The sequence below is a fragment of the Aeromonas sp. SG16 genome (assembly GCF_024436135.1).
Classification (GTDB): Bacteria; Pseudomonadota; Gammaproteobacteria; order Enterobacterales; family Aeromonadaceae; genus Aeromonas; species Aeromonas jandaei.
The window spans coordinates 922,493-939,880 of record NZ_JANFNW010000001.1; the positions used below are offsets into that span (position 1 = coordinate 922,493).

A 17,388-nucleotide genomic window follows, 5' to 3' on the forward strand; every position below is an offset into this window, starting at 1 on the left:
GTCATAATGACGAAGGGGATCTTCTCAAAAACCAATGTGTTGCATCCCCTTCATCTTGCCCCGATCAAACGGAAGCCATTTGCTGATGCCTCGTCACCACGCTCTGCTGGGATTACTGGCCCTGCTGCCGCTGGCAGCCAACGCCGCATACCGGTTCGATATGCCGGACTACCTTGCGCTGTTGCCTGAGCAGACCTATCACATCGTTGAGCACAGCTTCAGCACCCTGTACCAGCAAACCGACTTCACGCCTCAGGTCACCAACAGCTACTTCAACAACTCCAACCTCTACAAGTTTGTCGGGGTACCGCTGGTCATCTCCACCCAGTCCGGCTTTCAGCTGGAGGTGTTTGGTCAGGCCTATAACCGCGCATCTCAGGCCTATATGCACTTGAGCGAAGATATGTCGCTTTACCGGGTGATGCGGGTCGATGTGATGGGTAACCCCAACGATCGGCTGGCTATCGGTTTTGGCTTTGGTATGCCAATTACCCCTAATCTCACACTCAAGGCCATCACCTCGGGCAGCGATATCCCGGGTTATGGTTCAGCCAAATACGCGGCTGGCGTCGAGTGGCGTTACTGACACAGCCCTCTAAATAGCAAACAATTCAGGCTCCCGAAGGAGCCTGAATTGTTTGAGAGGCGAGCCTTATCAAATGTAACGGATCACCCGCCCTTCGCCCCCTTGCAGGATCACGGCCGTACCGACTGCCTGCCCATGCCAAAAATCGCTTCCCCCTTCCGGCAGCAGAAACTCCTGTGGTTGCCCCTCCCAGTTGAAGAGGCAGAGCAGAGTACCGCCCTCGGGCAGGCTTACTTCGCCGCAGGCAAAGTCCATCGACTCGAAACGGGCAGAGGGCGCCCGGGCCGCACAAAGACCCAGCAGCTTGCGCAGTTGCGCTGCCTGCTCTTCATCGAGATCTTGCAGTCGATCACCGGCCAGCATCATGCCGCCACTCGCCACCAGCGCTGCCAGATGGAAGCTGTAATCCGCCTTGCTTGCCTGCTGGCGCGGTAGATCACGCAGACAGATACAGTCGGGGTCGAGGGCCCAGAGCTTGTCGTTCTGCCAGGCGCGGCAGAAGGCCTCGCGAGCAATTTGACGATAGCGGTGGCTATTGCGCTCCACGTCATCGCTCACCCGCATGCCGTGCACCAGCCCAAGGCTTGGCCAGATGGGCGCATTGCAACCGAGCAGGAAGGCACCATCGCCAGCACCACGCAGGATAGCAGCCATACCGCGCCGATAGGCTTCAACCCGGGTGGCTGCCGGATCGTGGAAACGGCCACCGTGGATGGCGCCCCAGAAGTTGGCATCGAGCTTGAAGTAGTGGATGCCCCACTGTTCGCGCAGGGTGCGGAACACCTGCTCAAGGTGCGCCTGCACCTCGGGGTGGGTACCGTCCAGCACATACCAGGGAGTACAGCGCCAACCGCCGTAGGTGACCCGCTCGGAGGGGAGCGGCAAGCCATCATCCCCCTTCACAAACCAGTCGGGGTGATCCTGAAACACCTGCGAAGTGGGCTCTGCAATAAAGGGAGCGACCCAGAGGGCAGGCTCGCAGCCAGCCTGTTTGATCTCGGCAGCCAGTGAGGCTACACCTTGCTCGAACTTGGCAGACGGAGTGAGCCAGTCGCCCATCTTGGCCTGATAGCCGTCGTCAATCTGCACATAGCGCAGGGCCGGGAAGCGCTCGGCACGCACCTGCAGGTTCTCGCGAATATCGGCAGCGCTCACCTCGGCGTAGTAGTGATACCAGGAGCACCAACCGCTCGGGCGATCACTCACCTGGCCGATCAGCGAGCCGTGCTCGGCCTCGATCAACCGTGCCAGCTCGGCCAGTAGACCCTCGCGCTCCGCCCCTTCGAGGCAGATCAGCGCCTCGCTCTGCCAGTACCCACCGGCCGCAAGTTTTCGCCCTTCGCAGTTCATCAGGATCTGCAAGCGGCCATCGGGGTAGAGGCGAAACTCCCCGCCAAAACGGTGACAGCTGGCAAAAGCAAGCAGCAGCCACCCCTTGTTATGCTCCACCAGCAACAGGTTGTGAATGGTGTGATAGCCATTGTCATCGGTGATGCGATAGACGCTGGCATCGGGGCAACGGCCGACATGTTGCGGTGATTGCCAGCACCCCATGGTCTGAGCCAGCATCTGGAATCCTTCGCCATAGATGGCGCTCTCCACCGGCAGGCCAAGCTTGCCATCAAACAGCACCCAGTGGTCAACCGGACTGGCATCAGCGCCAGTATTGTCGAGTCGCACCCGACACAGAGGCCCTTCCCACTGACGGGTTTGCAACAGATGGGGTGGCAACGCGTTATCGTTCGCCAACTGGCGAACTCGGGACAAGAGGGATGTCATCACTACTCCTTGTAGTTCGAAAAAGGGTTCTATCAGGCACTTTTCAAAAAATGCCAATCAAATCAGCTTCAAATGAACTGATTTCAGTTGTTATTGTTTTAATGCCGCGACCCGGCCTCTCTGGTAAACTGCGATTTTTCTTCCCAGTCGATGAGGTTCACGTGATCGCGCAACGCGCCTTGCTGTACTTTCGTGACTTTATGGTCATCGTCGCCTGCCTGCTGGCAGGCAAATCCGTGGCAGCCATCCTGCCTTTCGCCTTTCCCGGCAGCATCATCGGCATGCTGCTGCTGTTTGTGCTGCTCTCCCTGCAACTGATCAAGCTGCACTGGGTCGAGTTGGGCGCTGGCTTGCTGCTGCGCCACATGGGCGTTTTGTTCGTGCCGGTCGCGGTCGGACTGGTGGCCTGGCTAGAGCCCCTGCGCCAGTCCTTCGGCGTCATCATGCTCTGCATCGTGCTCGGGATCGTGCTGATCCTCGCCACCGTCGGTCGGCTCTACCAGAGGATGAACAAATGATCTTCTGGCTCGCAATTCCCCTGACCCTGGCGCTCTATTTCGCCACCCGCGCCCTCTATCGACGCCTACCCTGGCCCATCATCAATCCGGTGCTGGTGCCGACCGGGGTGATCATTGGACTACTACTCTGGCTCGATCTGCCCCTTGAGCAGTACGAACGCGGCAGCAGCCCCATTACCATGCTGCTGGAGCCCGCCGTGGTGGCGCTGGCGCTACCGCTCTATCAGCAGGCGCGCCAGATCCAGGCCAAGCTCAAGCCCATCCTAATCTGTACCCTCGCCTCCGTCTTGATCTCGGTGTGCACAACTCTGCTGATCGGTCATTTTATGGGCATAGATCCGGCACTGCTCGCCTCATTGGCGACCAAATCCATCACCACCCCGCTCGCCATGAGCGTCAGCCAGTCCATCGGCGGCATTCCCGCCATTGCGGCCGCCGTGGTGGTGGTGGTGGGAATTGTCGGCGCCCTGATCGGCTACCCGCTGCTCAAACTGCTGAAAGTGACCGACCCGGAAGCGCAAGGACTCGCCATGGGGGCCTGTGCCCACGCCATCGGCACCGCCACCTCCGCCGAGAAAGGGATCACACAGGGCGCCTTTGCATCGCTCGCCATGGTGGTGTGCGGTATCCTCACCGCTGCCGTCGCGCCCCTCCTTTTTGCCATCTATCACTGGCTCACCTGACCGATGATTAACCACCCCGACGGCTCTGCAGCGCTGTCGGGGTGCGACCTGCCGCACAATTTGCACAAGACAAACGTTTCCATTACCATCCCCCTCCGTTTGCCCGTCAGGGCGTGAGCCTGCTCACACATTTACCCGAGCATGCTCCCTACAATGGCCGCCCAATTGGCCTTTGAGGACACACTATGCATCCCCGTTTTGCCAAGCCATTCGATACCCTCTCTGCCCAGCTCAAAGCAGCCGTGCAGCCCATGCTGGATAGTGCCGACTTCAACGCCCGCTTCACGCCGGAGCAAGTCGCCACCCTGAAAGCCGCCACAGGTCTCGATGATCGCGCACTGCGCCTCGCCCTGTTGCCACTGGCCGCTGCCTGCTCGGTGGCACCCATTTCCAAGTTTTACGTCGGTGCCATCGCCTGCGGCCTGAGCGGCACATGGTACTTCGGTGCCAACATGGAGTTTGCGGGGCAAGGTCTGTTCCACTCGGTTCACGCCGAGCAGTCCGCCATCTCCAACGCCTGGCTGGGCGGCGAGACCGGGATCTCTGAAATCACCGTCAACTACACCCCCTGCGGCCACTGCCGTCAGTTCATGAACGAGCTGAGCACCGCCAAGATCCTGAAAGTCTCTCTGCCCGATGACCTGAGTGCCCTGCAATCCTTCCTGCCCCACTCGTTTGGCCCAGCGGACCTCGACATCACGGATGCGCTGATGAGCCCGCAGGATCACGCAGAACTCACGCTTGAAAGCGAAGACCCGCTGTGGCAGGCCGCGCTGGCCGCTGCCCGTCAAAGCTATGCCCCCTATAGCCAGGGCTATGCCGCGGTGGCGCTGCAGTTTGCCGATGGCCGCATCTTCTCTGGCCGCTACGCCGAGAACGCCGCCTTCAACCCCAGCCTGCCGCCGATGCAGATGGCCTGCGCCCATGCGGTGCTTAACGGCGAAGATCTCGCCACCATCCGCCGCGCCGTGCTGCTGGAGAACAAAAACGGCCAGATCAGCCAGCGTGACTCCGCCCAGTCCACCCTCAAGGCGCTGGGCTCGGTCGAGCTGGAGTATCAAGCGGTCTGACCCAGTTTGCTTCGATAAACGAAAGCCCCCGCACCTTGGTGCGGGGGCTTTTTACTGGGCTGTTTAACCGGGAACTGCCCTTGATCTCACGGCTTGGCGCCGTTGATCACCCCGTCTAACCGATTACTGATCAGACCGGTTTCAGCCGCGCAGTGAAGTGGCGCAGCAGCAGCGGCTCGTAATCAAAGGTGAGCCCGCGAATGTCGCTGGCCCGCGCTTTCACCGCGATCAGGCAGTCGGCCACATAGTCCATATGATCCCGGGTGTAGACCCGACGCGGGATGGTGAGACGCAACAGCTCGAAGTCCGCCGCCTCCTGCTTGCCGGTGGCGGGATCACGCCCCAACAATAGGGAGCCAATCTCCACCCCGCGCACGCCCCCTTCCAGATAGAGCTCGCAGGCGAGCGCATGGGCCGGAAACTGCTCGGCCGGAATATGGGGCAGCAGCTTTTTGGCATCCACAAACACTGCATGGCCGCCAGTGGGGGTCTGGATGGGGATGCCCGCCTCGGCCAGCCGCTCGCCGAGATAAGCCACCTGACTGATACGGTAGTTGAGATACTCCTCATCCATCCCCTCCCGCAGGCCGATGGCAAGCGCCGCCATGTCCCGCCCGGCAAGGCCGCCATAGGTGACAAACCCCTCCATCGCCACACAGCGCACCTGCACGGCGCGGAACAGATCGAGATCCTCCTTGAAGCAGCAGAGCCCGCCGATATTGACCAGCCCGTCCTTCTTGGCCGACATGGTGAAGATGTCCCCCAGCGCAAACATCTGGCGCACTATCTCCTTGATGCTGCACTTCGCATAAGCCGGATCCCGCTCCTTGATAAACCAGGCGTTCTCGGCAAAGCGGGCGGCATCGATCACCACCGGAATATGGTGGCGACGGGCCAGCTCGGAGACCGCCTCCATATTGGCCATGGAGACCGGCTGGCCACCAGCGCTGTTGCAGGTCACCGTGATGATGATGCCGGACACGTTGTCGGCCCCCAGGGTCTCGATGGTGTCGCTCAGGCGAGGGAGATCAAAATCCCCCTTCCAGGTGTAGGGGGCCGTGGTGTCGAGGGCTTTCGGGGTGAGCAGGTTGATGGCCCGCGCGCCGGCCAACTCCACGTGGGCCTTGGTGGTGTCGAAGTGGTAGTTGGAGATAAAGACCGGCGCCTTGCCCTTGCAGCGCTTGACCAACTCGGGGAAGAGGATTTGCTCGGCCCCGCGCCCCTGGTGGGTGGGCATCACATGCTGGTAACCAAAAATGTCGCGCACCGTGCGCTCCAGCTCGACGAAGTTGCGGCTGCCCGCATAGGCCTCATCCCCCATCATGATGCCGGCCCACTGACGATCGGACATGGCACCTGTGCCACTGTCGGTCAGCAGATCGATATAGACATCCTCGGCCAGCAGCAGGAAGGGGTTCCAGCCAGCGGCCTCGAGGGCTGCGCGGCGCTCGGCGCCAGTGGTCTGTTTGATGGGCTCGACCATCTTGATACGAAACGGCTCGGGTATACGACGCATAAAAGACTCCTCACCGGCGCAAGGCCAGTGTGTTTGAAATCGGGATTGGCAAAGAGGCCGGGGCGATCAGGGTCGTCCGGCTGACAAATTCAAACGGCGGGTGCCGCCAATCAGCGGTGAGGAAAGTCGAAGGTGAGAATGGGATCCCGGGTATACCAGTGGGCGAGCAGGCAAGCTGCCCGGGGCGTAGCTGTCATGATTGGCATCACTCCCCTCCATATCGGTTGTAGACAGTCGATGGCCAACAAGATCCATTGATGGGTGCTGCCAACGGCAGCCTCGCCACGTTAACGGCTGGTTAATTTGCAAACAAGGGGTGCACTGACGGGCTGTGCGCCCGCTCACAAAGTGCGCATCTGCGCGGCAAACTGGCAGTGAGGTTGATCCGCCCGCCCCCCCGGTTCGTTATTCTCCCTACCCACACACCACATCCCCCATCAGCCAGGGCCGGAAGCCATCATGCATCGCAAACCCCATCTGCCCGAGAAGATCTGCCCCGTCTGCCAGCGCCCCTTCAGCTGGCGACGCAAGTGGGCGCGCAGTTGGGAGGAAGTTCGCTACTGCAGCGAGCGCTGTCGCCACGCTCGTTACAGCTGCCAGCAACCTGAGGGGGATCGAGTCTGATGGAGCTGCGCCTTGTCCTCGGCGATCAGCTGAACGCCGCTCACAGCTGGTTTCGCACCCCGGATCCGGCAATCTGTTATCTGATGGCGGAGCTGCGTCAGGAGACCGACTACTGCCGCCACCACCGTCAGAAGGTGCTGGCCTTCTTTGCCGCCATGCGCGCCTTCGCGGCGGCCCTTGGCAAGGCGGGCCACCGCGTCTGTTACCTGACCCTCGATGAGAGCGCCCGCTGGCCCGACTTGCCCAGCCTGCTGGCAGCCCAAATCGCAGCGCATCAGGCCGACAGCTTTGCCTGGCAGAGCCCGGATGAGTGGCGCCTCGCCAGCCAGTTGAAAAGCTGGGCGGCAGGCCTTGCCATCCATGCTACCGAGGTGGATAGCGAACATTTTCTCACCCCCCGCGATGGCTGGCAACGCTACCCCCACAGCCGGATGGAGTTCTTCTACCGCGCCCTGCGAAAGCAATATCAAGTGCTGCTCGATGAGCGCGGCCAACCCCTTGGCGGGCGCTGGAATTTTGATGACGAGAACCGCGCCAAGCTGCCGGAGCGTCAGCCGATCCCGGCCCCCCTCACCTTTGCCAACGAGGTGAGCGAGATTGATGCCATGCTGACCCGCCACGGGGTCAGCATCATCGGCGAGGCAGATGCCAGCCAACTGCCGTGGCCCATCACAAGGCGCCAGAGTCGCGAGCTGCTGGCCCATTTTCTGGCCCACTGCCTGCCTCATTTTGGCCGCTATCAGGATGCCCTGAGCGAGCGGGGCTGGAGTCTGTTTCACAGCCGTTTGTCGTTTTCCCTCAACAGCAAGATGCTTCATCCGCTTGAGGTGATCCGCGCCGCCGAGACCCACTGGCAGGCCAATCAGGCCACCATCACATTGGCGCAGGTGGAGGGGTTTATTCGCCAGATCCTCGGCTGGCGCGAGTTTGTCCGTGCCCTCTACTGGGAGAAGATGCCCGACTACCAGCAGACCAACTTTCTCGGGGCCAACCGGCCGTTGCCCGGTTTCTTCTGGAATGGAGAAACAAAGATGGCCTGCGTGCGACACGCCATTCGCCAGTCTCTGGAGCACGCCTATGCCCACCATATCCAGCGGCTGATGGTGACCGGTAACTTTGCCCTGCTGGCGGGGCTCGATCCTGACGAGGTGGATCAGTGGTATCTCGGTATCTATGTGGATGCCATCGAATGGGTGGAGCTGCCCAACACCCGCGGCATGAGCCAGTTTGCCGATGGCGGCCTGATGGGCAGCAAGCCCTACGCCAGCAGCGGCGCCTATCTCGAGCGGATGGGCCACTACTGCAAGGGGTGCCACTATCAGGTGAAAGCCCGCCACGGCGACGGAAGTTGCCCCTTCAACAGCCTCTACTGGCACTTTCTTTGGCGCAATCGGGACAAACTTGGCAGCAACCCTCGCCTCGCCCTCCCCTATGCCAACTGGGATGGCCAAGCAGCCGAACAGCAGCACGCCATTCTGGCGACGGCGGAGCACTATCTCATCCATCTTGAGCAGCTGTAAGCGGGCCATGCCCCCTGACACATCCCCCTGACAGCAGCGCAGCGATTTACGCTGGCAATCAGGCGCGTCATCGCACCAAACACCACCCCGTGACTGGCAGGCAGACGGAGATCCCAATCCTGCGCAGAGCGGTTGAATATCCTGTGGCGGCTGATTATGGTGGTGGCCACATCAAGGTTTCCATCAACCAAACATCAGAAAAACGAGTCTAAGGAAAGACGATATGGAGATAGTGGTTCTCGGTGGCGGCGTGATTGGGGTAACCAGCGCCTGGTATCTGGCCAAAGCGGGTCACAAGGTGACCCTGCTGGAACGACAAGGGGGCGTTGCCCTTGAAACCAGCCATGCCAATGCCGGCCAGATATCCCCGGGCTATGCAGCCCCCTGGGCAGCTCCCGGCATCCCCCTCAAGGCGGCCAAATGGATGTTGCAAAAGCATGCCCCCTTCACCGTGCGCCCTACCGCCGACCCCTTCCAGCTGCGCTGGATGCTGAAAATGCTCGCCAACTGCACCCCGACCGCCTATGCCACCAACAAGGGGCGCATGGTGCGTCTGGCCGAATACAGCCGCGACTGTATGAAGGCACTGCGCGACGAGCTCAACATCGATTACGAAGGGCGCCAGCTAGGCACCCTGCAACTGTTTAGAAGCCAGTCCCAGCTCGATGCGAGTCAGCGCGATATCGAGGTGCTGGAGGAGTATGGCGTCCCCTACCAGTCGCTGGATGCCAGCGGCTGCGAATCGGCAGAGCCTGCGCTGGCGCGGGTACGCGGCAAAATCGTCGGCGGCCTGCGTCTGCCCGGCGACGAGACCGGCGACTGCTTCCGCTTCACCAAGGCCCTTGCCCTTGAAGCCGAGAAGATCGGGGTCAGGTTCGTCTTCAACTGCGATATCGACGAGATTGAGCAAGCCCGCGGCCGCGCTGTGGCGGTGCGGGCGGGCGAGCAGCGCTATCGCGCCGATGCCATCGTCTGTGCGCTCGGCAGTTATGCCACCGGTTTTTTGCGGCCGCTGCTGCGCCCGCTCGGACTGGAGCTGCCGGTCTATCCGGTCAAGGGCTACTCCCTCACCCTGCCGATGATCAACGCAGATGCCGCCCCGCGCAGTACCGTGCTCGACGAGACCTACAAGGTGGCCATCACCCGTTTTGACGAGCGGATCCGGGTCGGCGGCATGGCGGAGCTCTCGGGCTACAACCTCGCCCTCAACCCGAGACGCCACGACACTCTGGCGATGGTTGTCGGCGATCTCTTCCCCGAAGGGGGCGATATCAGCAAGGCCGAGTTCTGGACCGGTCTGCGACCCATGACGCCGGATGGCACCCCGCTGGTAGGGCCCAGCCCCATTCCCGGCCTCTGGCTCAATACCGGCCACGGCACCCTTGGCTGGACCATGGCGGCCGGTTCGGGTCAGCTGTTGTGCGATCTTATCAGCGGCAGCGAACCCGCCATCAGCGATGAGGGGTTGACCCTGGCCCGCTACGCCTAAGCGCTCACGCGGTCGGGCTGTTTCCCCCCTTTTATTGACAGGCCACCGCCATAAGCGGTGGCCTTTTCATCGTTCCTGCGCCCCGTTTTGTCCCTCGCTCCGCCGTTGCCGTTTATTGCAGCGAACGGCACAGAATATTGCGCAATTCGACTTGCGCAAGCCGCCACAATCCGTAATGTGGATAGACGCATTTTTCGCAGCGCATATTTTTTAAATGGCTTGTAAAGACCTTGTAAATGGCCTTCGCCAGCAGGGACGCAGGCGTGCAACACCCCTTTCATTAGCAGCAATCCAGGGTAGGACATTATGAAAAAAGTAGGTTTGGTCGGTTGGCGTGGCATGGTGGGATCGGTTCTGATGAGCCGGATGCAGGAAGAGCAGGATTTCGCCCATATTCAACCCACCTTCTTCACCACCTCCCAGGCCGGTGAGGCCGCTCCCAACTTCGGCGTCGATGCCGGTACTCTGCAGGACGCCTTCGATATCGAGGCACTGGCCAGGCAGGATATCATCATCACCGCGCAAGGCGGCGACTACACCAAGGATGTCTATCCGCGCCTGAAAGCCGCCGGCTGGCAGGGTTACTGGATTGACGCCGCCTCCGCCCTGCGGATGGAGAAAGACGCCGTCATCATTCTGGATCCGGTCAACGGCGACGTCATCGAGCATGCCCTGAACAACGGCATCAAGACCTTCGTTGGCGGCAACTGCACCGTCAGCCTGATGCTGCTGGCCCTCGGCGGCCTGTTCAAGGCCGATCTGGTGGAGTGGGTCAGCGTGGCCACCTATCAGGCAGCCTCCGGTGGCGGTGCCCGCCATATGCGCGAGCTGGTTACCCAGATGGGGATGCTGCGTGATGAAGTGGCGGTCGAGCTGGCCGACCCCGCCTCCGCCATTCTCGACATCGAGCGCAAGATCACCGAGAAGACCCGCTCCGGCACCCTGCCGGTGGACAACTTCGGCGTACCGCTGGCCGGTGGCCTTATCCCCTGGATCGACACCAAGCTCGACAACGGCCAGAGCCGTGAAGAGTGGAAGGGTCAGGCCGAGACCAACAAGATTTTGGGTATCGAAAACGCCGTCATTCCGGTGGATGGTCTCTGTGTGCGGATCGGCGCCCTGCGCTGCCACAGCCAGGCATTCACCATCAAGCTGAAAAAAGATGTGCCGCTGGCGGAGATCGAAGCGCTGCTGGCTGCCCATAACGACTGGGTGAAAGTGATCCCCAACGATCGCGACATCACCGCCCGCGAGCTGACTCCGGCTGCCGTCACCGGCACCCTCAGCATTCCGGTAGGCCGTCTGCGCAAACTCAACATGGGCCCTGAGTATCTGGCCGCCTTTACCGTGGGTGACCAGCTGCTGTGGGGCGCCGCCGAGCCGCTGCGCCGCATGCTGCGTATCCTGCTGGCGCGCTAATTCGCCACAGAAGCAGATACAAAAAGGGCGGGGAGTCACACTCCCCGCCCTTTTTCATTGGCTGTTTTCGTTACCCGTTTAGCGGGCTCACGGCCTTGCCATTACTTGAGCAGGATACGCTGGCACCCGCTGTAGATCTCGGCCCGCCCTGGGCGGCAAAAGCCCACCAAAGTGAGCCCGGTCTGCTCGGCCCGCTCGACTGCAAGCTCGGTAGCGGCCGAGATGGCGAGCAAGATCTCCACGCCGGCGCTGGCGCACTTTTGCACCATCTCGAAGCTGGCGCGGCTGGTCACCAGAATGGCACCGTCACGGCGGCCAGCGCGGCACAGATGGCCTACCAGCTTGTCCAGCGCAATATGGCGTCCCACATCCTCGCGAATGGCGAGAATGTTGCCCTCACCATCCAGATGCACTGCCGCATGGGTGGCGCCGGTGCGCTGGCCCAGCAGCTGGAGCGGGCGCAGCGCGCTCAGCACCTTGTCGATATGCCCTACCGCCAGACGCTGGCTGTCGGGCAAGCTTGGCTGGGTGCGGATCACCTGCTCCAGACTCTCGCTGCCGCAGATGCCGCAACCGGTGCGCCCCGCCATGGTGCGCCGCTTCTCTTTGAGACGATGGACGCAGCGGTTGGCCAAGGTGATATGCAGCTCAATCCCCTGACAGCCGTCGATCTGCTCGATATCGTGGATATCGAGCAGGCTGTCGATGACCCCCTCGGAGAGCGAGAAGCCGATGGCAAAATCCTCCAGATCGGAGGCCGAGCACATCATCACGCTGTGGGCGATGCCGTTATAGACCAGCGCCACCGGCGTCTCGGAGGGGAGCTCCATCTCGCTGTCGCAGGTCAAGGTATCGGCGCGGTAGTGCACCACCTCGCGGTGGATGGCGCAGCGTGCCAGTTCGCTCTGCTCGCTTTGTTCTCTCTGCTCGCTCTGCTCACTCCGCATCTCAAGCTCTATGGCCTCTCTCATGGTGCGACCCCGTCAATGATCTCGGGATCTCTGGCCGAAATGCCGAGCCGCTTCATTTTGGAGAGCAAGGTGGTGCGCTTCATGCCAAGGCGGTTGGCCGCCCCCCGCTCGCCCGCCACGATGCCGTTGCAGTCGCGCAGGGCGGCGATGATCGCCTCGCGCTCATCCTCCGGCCCCTCGGCAAAGAGCGGTGTGGCGGGCTCGTCATAGACCAGGGTCTCAATCTTGTGATAGCCCTTGAGGGGCATCAGCTCCTCAGGCGAGAGGTTGAGCACATGGCCGCGGGTCATCACCACGGCGCGCTCGATGACGTTCTCCAGCTCGCGGATATTGCCGTACCACGGCAGCGACACCAGCATCTTCATCGCATCGGCGGGGATGGCGGTGATGGTGCGGTGCATCCGCTTGGCAATCTTTCTGACGAAGAAGTTGACCAAGAGCGGGATATCCTCGCGCCGCTCGCGCAGGGGCGGCAGCTCGATGGGAAAGACGTTGAGCCGGTAGTAGAGGTCACTGCGAAAGCGCTTGTTCTTGACCATGGAGAGCAGATCGCAGTTGGTGGCGGCCACCAGCCGCACATCCACCGCGATGGGGTTGCTGTTGCCGACCCGCTCCAGCTCGTGCTCCTGCAATACCCGCAAGAGTTTCGGCTGCAGATCCAGCGGCATATCCCCCACTTCGTCGAGGAACAGGGTCCCCTTGTGGGCACGCTCGAAGCGGCCGATGCGCTGGGTCAGGGCGCCGGTAAAGGCCCCCTTCTCATGGCCAAACAGATCGCTCTCGATAAGGCCGGTCGGGATGGCGGCGCAGTTCACCTTCACCATCTCGTGATCGTGGCGGGCACTCAGGGCGTGAATGGCCTGGGCGATCAGCTCCTTGCCGGTGCCGGTCTCGCCGAGGATCAGCACGGTGCTGTCGCTCTCGGCCACCAGCCGCACCTTCTCCAGCACGTTCGCCATCACAGCGCTCTGGTAGATGATGTGGGGGAACTCACCCTGCATCTGCGGCTCGTTGATGCGAATGGTCTTCTCTTTTGCACCGTTGGTGTTGGAGATCTCCTGCTGCGCCTGCACGTTGTTCATGGCAATGGCTGTGCGCGCCGCCACCTGCTCCAGCAGGGAGATATCGATATCGGCGAAGAAGTTGGCCTCTGGATGAGAGAGGATCAGCACCCCCAGCAGATTGCCCTGATAGCGCAGCGGCAAAATGCAGGAGCTGTCGGCATCGGGGGGCAGGATCTGGGAGGTAAAGCGGCAGCTCGACTGGCAACCGTGACCCTGCTCACGATAGACGAAGAAGGGCTCACTGTGGCGCAGCGCACCCTGCAGGCAGTTTTTCTCGAAACAGGAGTGATCGATGATCCCCGGCTGCTCGCTCTGCTGCTGGTTGACCAGATAGCTCTTGAAGCTGTCCGAGGTGGCGTTGTACTCGGCCAGACAGAGGCTGCTGATACCAAAATGGTGGTGCAGAATGGCAAACAGGCTCTTGGGCAGCTCGGCGATGCGCACTAATTTAATCACCGCATTGGTCACATCCACCAGAATTTTGCAGCTGTCGCGCTCAAGGCGCAGGGAGTTGGCCTGCTCCAGAGTGCGCTCCTTGTCCTGCACGTTCTCCAGCGCAATGGCGATGATGGCGGCCAACTGGGTCAGCTTGGCGAGCGTCTCCATGGTGAAGCTGTCGAGGCGGGTATTGATGAACTCGACCCCGCCCAGATGGCTGCGGGCGGTGGTGATGGGGAGCTGGCAGTAGGAGCGCAGCCCCTCATAAATCCCTTCGGCAGCAAGGGGGGCACAGCGGTTGGCAAAACGGGCGGCAGGCAGGATGATCGCCTGCTCGGTGCCATCAGTGGGAGCGTGCAGGTCTGCCTTGCGGCAGACAAGGTGCTTTGGGCCGCTCTCTCCCATATAACAGAAAGTGGCCTCCTCGCCGGAGCCCCGGTTGAGGATCAGGTTGACCCGGGTTACGCCGCCAAAGCCGGCATCTATCTTGTTGAGTTTGTGGATAAAGTCATCGAGCGTCACGGCCGACAGGAGGGATTTGGAGAGCAGGAGGAAACCGTCGTCCCAGATGGGAGAGATCTCGTCCAGGGGGATGGCACTCACAGTAAGCATTGCGGCCTCACGTTATATCAATTTCAGTCACCAGTCAGGCTGTCCATGCCATCGCATCGCGACACAAGCGTTTCACCAGAATTAATAGCCGCAGCGCACTATCCACGCTGCCAAAAGGAAGGCGGTGACGACACTTGTCGCATGTTGCAATTCCACCGTTGTTATTAACGAACGATAACAAAAAATAACATTGTTATCGGGTGATTATTATTGGAATGGCGACTCATCATAGATGAGCTCAAATTTCATTACAATCCGATTTAATATATCTGGTTGCCATATTCAGGCAATAATTACATCGCGGATTGAATAATGGATTGGTGGCCGCACAAGGGGCCATTGTCAACTGTCAGATCTCGCTGTTGCCTCCCCTTTGCTGTGCAATAAAGGCATCATTCGAAACACGAGCCGGTGGCCACTCACGAGGTGACAAGGCGGGTGTGGCAGCACTTCAAACCGCCCAGAATAAAGAGCGCGGAGAAGCCCTGAAAGGCGAGCAGCAGCCAGCTGGCGTTGTCGGCAAGCTCAACCGAGACGCACTGGTGAGTGAGGTAGACCAGCAGGGTGATCACCCCCAACAGCAGGCAGTTGATCAAGGTGGTGGAGATAAACCCGATCAGCCAGGCACTGGAAATACTCAAGGCGGAAAATACGCTGCCCATGGCGAGCCGTGCTGCCATAAAACAGCCGAAAAAACCGAAGCCGAGCAGAAATATCATCTCGTCGCGCCAAATATAGCAACCTATTCCCAGCAATATCGCCGCCAGATAGGTGCCAATATAGAAAATTCCGAATAAGCGACCAATTTCATGTTGCATCATTTATCCCCTGTTTTTGGGTAATAAAAGGGTGCCCGACTCGATAAATCCGAGTCGGGTTCCCTTATTTGTGCAGAACGTCCTTTTTTAGGGCGGGTCAGCCTTTGGCTGCACTGCGCAATTTCGCCTTGAGCGCGCTGTATTCAGTCTGGACGTACACTTCCGCCTCAGGCTGATTGTCGATACGCTCGATCTTCACCGCGCAGTACTTGTACTCCGGCGTGTGGGAGACGGGATCGACGTGCTCGATGGTGAGCTCGTTACAGGCCCCGATCCACCACTGGTAGGTCATGTAGACCACCCCGGCGTTGACCCGGTCGTTGTAGTTGGCCCGGGTGATCACCTTGCCACGGCGCGACGAGATCCAGACCAGCGCCTGATCCTTCACCCCAAGCTTTTTGGCATCGCTCGGGTGGATCTGCACATAGCCCGGCTCATCGGCCAGGGTCTGCAGCGCCGAGCAGTTGCCGGTCATGGAGCGGCAGGAGTAGTGACCCACCTCGCGCACGGTGGAGAGCACCAGCGGGTACTCGGCACAGGGCTGCTCCAGCGGCGGCCGCCACTCGGAGGCGATCAGCTGACCCTTGCCGCTCGGGGTGGTGAACACATTCCCCTCGAACAGAGTGCTGGTGCCCGGGTGCTCCTCGGTCGGGCAAGGCCACTGCACGCTCTTGAGATCGGCCATCTTGTCGTAGCTGACCCCGGCATAGAGCGGGCAGAGCGCACGCATCTCGTCCCAGATCTCTTCGGTGTTGTGGTACTCCATGGGATAACCCATGGCGGTCGCCATCAACGAGAAGATGGCCCAGTCCGGCTTCACGTTCTCGGGGGGCGTCACCGCCTTGTAGAAGCGCTGGAAGCCGCGATCCGCCGAGCTGTAGACCCCTTCGTGCTCGCCCCAGCTGGTGGCGGGCAGAATGACGTCGGCCATCTCGGCGGTCTGGGTCATGAAGATATCCTGCACGATCACCAGCTCCATCCCCGCCAGAGTACGGCGGAACTGACCCAAGTCAGCTTCGGTCTGGGCCGGGTCTTCACCAAAGATGTAGAAGGCCTTGCACTTGCCCTCCTCCACCTTGTGGCCAAGCTCCGTCAGGCGATAGCCGGGTTTCTGGGAGAGTGACTCCACGCCCCACGCCTTGGCAAACTTGGCGCTGATGGCGGGATCGGCCACCGACTGATAACCCGGGAACTGGTGCGGCAGCATCCCCATGTCACAGGTGCCCTGCACGTTGTTCTGACCACGCACCGGCCCGCAACCGGTGCCACGGCGACCGAAGTTGCCGGTCAGCAGCGCCAGACCCGCAAGCCCCTTGACCACGTCCACCGCCTGACCGTACTGGGTCACCCCCATGCCCCACAGGATCATGGAAGCAGGCGACTCGGCGTAGGTGCGAATGGCGGCGCGGATATCCGCGGCTTTGAGGCCGGTGATCCCCTCCACATATTCCGGGGTGTACTTGGCCACCGTCGCCTTGAAGGTCTCGAACCCTTCGGTGTAGTTGGCGACAAAGGCCTTGTTGTAGAGCCCTTCATTGATCAACACGTTGGCGAAGGCGTTAACCAGCGCCATGTTGGAACCGTTTTTGAGCGGCAGCCACTGATCGGCGATACGGGCGGTCTCCACCATGCGGGGATCACACACAATCACCTTGGCCCCGTTTGCCTTCGCCTTGAGGATATGGCGGGCGACGATGGGGTGAGAGTCAGCAGCGTTGTAACCAAACACCAGCAGGCACTTGGTCTCTTGAATTTCGGGAATGGCGTTGCTCATGGCGCCGTTGCCTACAGTTGTCTCCAGACCGGAGACTGAGGGGGCGTGTCACACCCTCGCGCAGTGGTCGACGTTGTTCGTCCCAATCACCGCACGGGCAAATTTCTGCATCACATAGTTGGCTTCATTGCCGGGGCCACGGGCAGAGCCGGTGGTCATGATGGCGTCCGGGCCATATTTCGCCTTGATGGCGGAGAGACGGCTGCTGGCGAACTCGATCGCCTCATCCCAGGAGACGGCCTCGAACTTGCCACCGCGCTCGCGGCGGATCATCGGGCTCTTGAGACGGGGGGTCAGCAGGTTGGTGTCGTTCAGGAAATCCCAACCGTAATAGCCCTTGAGGCAGAGCTGCCCCTCGTTGGTCCGGCCGTTGGCGCCTTCGGCCCCCACCACCTTGTCGTTTTCAACCAGCAGGTTGATTTTGCAACCGGTGCCGCAATAGGGGCACACGGTAATGACTTTTTTCATGACTCACACTCTTGTTTGTTAACGAAAAACGGCTCGGCA

15 protein-coding genes are annotated in these 17,388 nt (G+C 60.9%); 8 read left to right on the forward strand and 7 right to left on the reverse strand.

Annotated features, from left to right (window positions below; translation table 11 throughout):
- The first annotated feature begins 85 nt into the window (after window positions 1–85).
- Complete coding sequence (locus NOM67_RS04120; RefSeq protein WP_124242060.1) at window positions 86–586, forward strand: hypothetical protein; 501 nt, start codon at window positions 86–88, stop codon at window positions 584–586.
- 69 nt (window positions 587–655) lie between these two features.
- Here the strand turns inward: NOM67_RS04120 and NOM67_RS04125 are convergent, their stop codons facing one another.
- The gene (locus tag NOM67_RS04125; protein WP_255934012.1) at window positions 656–2,365 is read right to left on the reverse strand and encodes a glycoside hydrolase family 36 protein; all 1,710 of its coding nucleotides are present in this window, start codon (window positions 2,363–2,365) and stop codon (window positions 656–658) included.
- Window positions 2,366–2,526: 161 nt separating this feature from the next.
- On the opposite strand from NOM67_RS04125, the gene NOM67_RS04130 reads away from it, so the two are divergent.
- The 3 genes from NOM67_RS04130 to cdd all read left to right on the forward strand — a co-directional run bounded on the left by NOM67_RS04130 (window position 2,527) and on the right by cdd (window position 4,636).
- Window positions 2,527–2,883, forward strand: a complete 357-nt coding sequence (locus NOM67_RS04130; RefSeq protein WP_005333279.1) for a CidA/LrgA family protein — start codon at window positions 2,527–2,529, stop codon at window positions 2,881–2,883.
- Window positions 2,880–3,566: an LrgB family protein gene (locus NOM67_RS04135; RefSeq protein WP_201929748.1), complete on the forward strand. Its 687-nt coding sequence runs from the start codon at window positions 2,880–2,882 to the stop codon at window positions 3,564–3,566. Before NOM67_RS04130 ends, NOM67_RS04135 begins: the two co-directional genes overlap by 4 nt.
- 185 nt (window positions 3,567–3,751) lie before the next feature.
- Window positions 3,752–4,636, forward strand: coding sequence for a cytidine deaminase (gene cdd, locus NOM67_RS04140; protein WP_201929747.1), 885 nt, complete (start codon window positions 3,752–3,754; stop codon window positions 4,634–4,636).
- Between the two features lie 130 nt (window positions 4,637–4,766).
- Here the strand turns inward: cdd and NOM67_RS04145 are convergent, their stop codons facing one another.
- Window positions 4,767–6,152: a tryptophanase gene (locus NOM67_RS04145; RefSeq protein ID WP_201929746.1), complete on the reverse strand. Its 1,386-nt coding sequence runs from the start codon at window positions 6,150–6,152 to the stop codon at window positions 4,767–4,769.
- Window positions 6,153–6,611: 459 nt separating this feature from the next.
- Between NOM67_RS04145 and NOM67_RS04150 the strand changes: the two genes are divergently transcribed.
- The 3 genes from NOM67_RS04150 (at window position 6,612) to NOM67_RS04160 (ending at window position 9,785) form a co-directional block, all read left to right on the forward strand.
- Window positions 6,612–6,776 (forward strand): DUF2256 domain-containing protein, encoded by a 165-nt coding sequence (locus NOM67_RS04150; RefSeq protein ID WP_201908303.1) that lies wholly within the window; start codon window positions 6,612–6,614, stop codon window positions 6,774–6,776.
- Window positions 6,776–8,296: a cryptochrome/photolyase family protein gene (locus tag NOM67_RS04155; protein ID WP_201908305.1), complete on the forward strand. Its 1,521-nt coding sequence runs from the start codon at window positions 6,776–6,778 to the stop codon at window positions 8,294–8,296. Before NOM67_RS04150 ends, NOM67_RS04155 begins: the two co-directional genes overlap by 1 nt.
- A 193-nt stretch (window positions 8,297–8,489) precedes the next feature.
- The gene (locus NOM67_RS04160; RefSeq protein ID WP_255935134.1) at window positions 8,490–9,785 is read left to right on the forward strand and encodes a D-amino acid dehydrogenase; all 1,296 of its coding nucleotides are present in this window, start codon (window positions 8,490–8,492) and stop codon (window positions 9,783–9,785) included.
- Here NOM67_RS04160 and NOM67_RS04165 read toward each other — a convergent pair.
- Complete coding sequence (locus NOM67_RS04165; RefSeq protein ID WP_201929744.1) at window positions 9,782–10,066, reverse strand: hypothetical protein; 285 nt, start codon at window positions 10,064–10,066, stop codon at window positions 9,782–9,784. The genes NOM67_RS04160 and NOM67_RS04165 overlap by 4 nt on opposite strands.
- Window positions 10,067–10,091: 25 nt before the next feature.
- Here NOM67_RS04165 and asd point away from each other — a divergent pair, with 25 nt between their 5' ends.
- A complete protein-coding gene (gene asd, locus NOM67_RS04170) occupies window positions 10,092–11,204 on the forward strand; it encodes an aspartate-semialdehyde dehydrogenase (RefSeq protein ID WP_041207587.1) in 1,113 nt (370 codons plus the stop codon).
- 101 nt (window positions 11,205–11,305) lie between these two features.
- On the opposite strand, the gene fdhD is transcribed toward asd, so the two are convergent.
- The 4 genes from fdhD to fdhF all read right to left on the reverse strand — a co-directional run bounded on the left by fdhD (window position 11,306) and on the right by fdhF (window position 17,349).
- Window positions 11,306–12,175 (reverse strand): formate dehydrogenase accessory sulfurtransferase FdhD, encoded by an 870-nt coding sequence (gene fdhD / locus NOM67_RS04175; RefSeq protein WP_370689133.1) that lies wholly within the window; start codon window positions 12,173–12,175, stop codon window positions 11,306–11,308.
- Window positions 12,172–14,289 (reverse strand): sigma 54-interacting transcriptional regulator, encoded by a 2,118-nt coding sequence (locus tag NOM67_RS04180; RefSeq protein ID WP_201929742.1) that lies wholly within the window; start codon window positions 14,287–14,289, stop codon window positions 12,172–12,174. Before NOM67_RS04180 ends, fdhD begins: the two co-directional genes overlap by 4 nt.
- 419 nt (window positions 14,290–14,708) lie before the next feature.
- Window positions 14,709–15,008, reverse strand: coding sequence for a hypothetical protein (locus NOM67_RS04185; protein WP_225628382.1), 300 nt, complete (start codon window positions 15,006–15,008; stop codon window positions 14,709–14,711).
- A gap of 196 nt (window positions 15,009–15,204) precedes the next feature.
- Window positions 15,205–17,349 carry a formate dehydrogenase subunit alpha gene (gene fdhF, locus NOM67_RS04190; RefSeq protein WP_255934041.1) on the reverse strand — a complete coding sequence of 715 codons (2,145 nt, stop codon included), beginning with the start codon at window positions 17,347–17,349 and terminating at the stop codon, window positions 15,205–15,207.
- Window positions 17,350–17,388: the final 39 nt, after the last annotated feature.